Annotated in this window: 2 pseudogenes; both read left to right on the top strand. The window is 69.1% G+C overall.

Going from position 1 to position 1559, the window contains the following annotated elements:
* A pseudogene (locus I53_RS29850) lies at window positions 1-314 on the top strand (transporter substrate-binding domain-containing protein); the annotation flags it as partial.
* A gap of 205 nt (window positions 315-519) precedes the next feature.
* Window positions 520-1559: pseudogene (gene lysK, locus I53_RS29845) on the top strand (lysine--tRNA ligase); the annotation flags it as partial.

The following is a 1559-nucleotide window of genomic DNA, read 5'->3' as shown; positions in this document are numbered from 1 at the left end:
CGAAGGCCGTGGCCAAGGACTTCACCGACCTGGCGGCGGCCGAGGGCGCACTCAAGCGCGGCGAGATCGACTACCTGTTCGCCGACGGCCTGAACCTCGCCCTCTATGTCGGCGGCCAGGACGCGGAGACGTGCTGCGCGCTCATCGGCGGCGACTATCTGGAGAACCGCTATTTCGGGGAGGGGATCGGCCTGATCACCCGCCCGGAGGACGCCGCCCTCTCCCGGGCCCTGGACGACGCGCTCCAGCGGGTCTGGGACGACGGCAAGTACACCGAATTGTACCTGCGGTTCTTCCCGGTGAGCCCGTTCTGACGGACTTCCTTCCTGGGCGATGATGCCGCCGTCGACCGGCTCATGCCGGACGGGGCGGCGGAGCCGGGCGCCGCAGTCTCAGGCCACGAGCTCAGGCCACGAGCGCGGGCGCGCGATGGAACCCCGCATTGCACCGTCAGGCGTTCCGCTCCGATGCGAACCGCTCTAGGGTGCGCGCTCCCAATTCGCGTTCATCCCCGAAGACATGCAAGCCGCCCCCCCAGCCCTGACCCTCGACCCCGACATCATCGAGGCCGCCGCCAACGCCGCCGCCTGGCCCTTCGAGGAGGCGCGCAAGCTCGTGGCGCGGCTGGAGAAATCCGGCAAGACGGAGGTGCTGTTCGAGACCGGCTACGGCCCCTCGGGCCTGCCGCATATCGGCACCTTCGGGGAGGTCGCCCGCACCTCCATGGTGCGCCACGCCTTCCGGGTGCTCACCCGCGACGCGGTGCCGACCCGGCTGATCGCCTTCTCGGACGACATGGACGGGCTGCGCAAGGTTCCGGACAACGTGCCGAACCGCGAGATGCTGGCCGGCCATCTCAACCAGCCGCTCACCCGCGTGCCGGACCCGTTCGGCACCCATGACAGCTTCGGGGCGCACAACAACGCCGAGCTGCGCCGCTTCCTCGACGCCTTCGGGTTCGCCTACGAGTTCCGATCGGCGACCGAATGCTACCGCTCGGGCGTGTTCGACGCGACGCTGCTGCGGGTGCTGGAGCGCTACGACGCCGTCATGGAGATCATGCTGCCGTCCCTGCGGGCCGAGCGCTCGGCGAGCTACTCCCCGTTCCTGCCGCTCCACCCGGTCACCGGCCACGTGATGCAGGTGCCGATCGACGCGGTGAACGCCGGCAGCGGCACCATCGCGTGGCGCGATCCCGCCACGGGCGAGCGCTACGAGACCCCGGTGACCGGCGGCCACGCCAAGCTGCAATGGAAGCCCGACTGGGCGATGCGCTGGGTGGCGCTGGGCGTCGATTACGAGATGGCCGGCAAGGACCTGATCGATTCGGTCAAGCTCTCCGCCAAGATCGCCCGGGCGCTCGGCGGCGAGCCGCCGGAGGGCTTCAACTACGAGCTGTTCCTCGACGAGAAGGGCCAGAAGATCTCGAAGTCGAAGGGCAACGGCCTGACCATCGACGAGTGGCTCAAGTACGGCACGCCGGAATCGCTCGCCCTGTTCATGTACAACAAGCCGCGCGAGGCCCAGCGTCTGTTCTTTCACGTGATCCCCCGGCACGT

It is taken from the genome of Methylobacterium sp. B1, assembly GCF_000333255.1.
Taxonomy (GTDB): domain Bacteria; phylum Pseudomonadota; class Alphaproteobacteria; order Rhizobiales; family Beijerinckiaceae; genus Methylobacterium; species Methylobacterium fujisawaense.
Note: the sequence above shows the minus strand (reverse complement) of the source record. Positions and strands in the feature narration are given on the sequence as shown.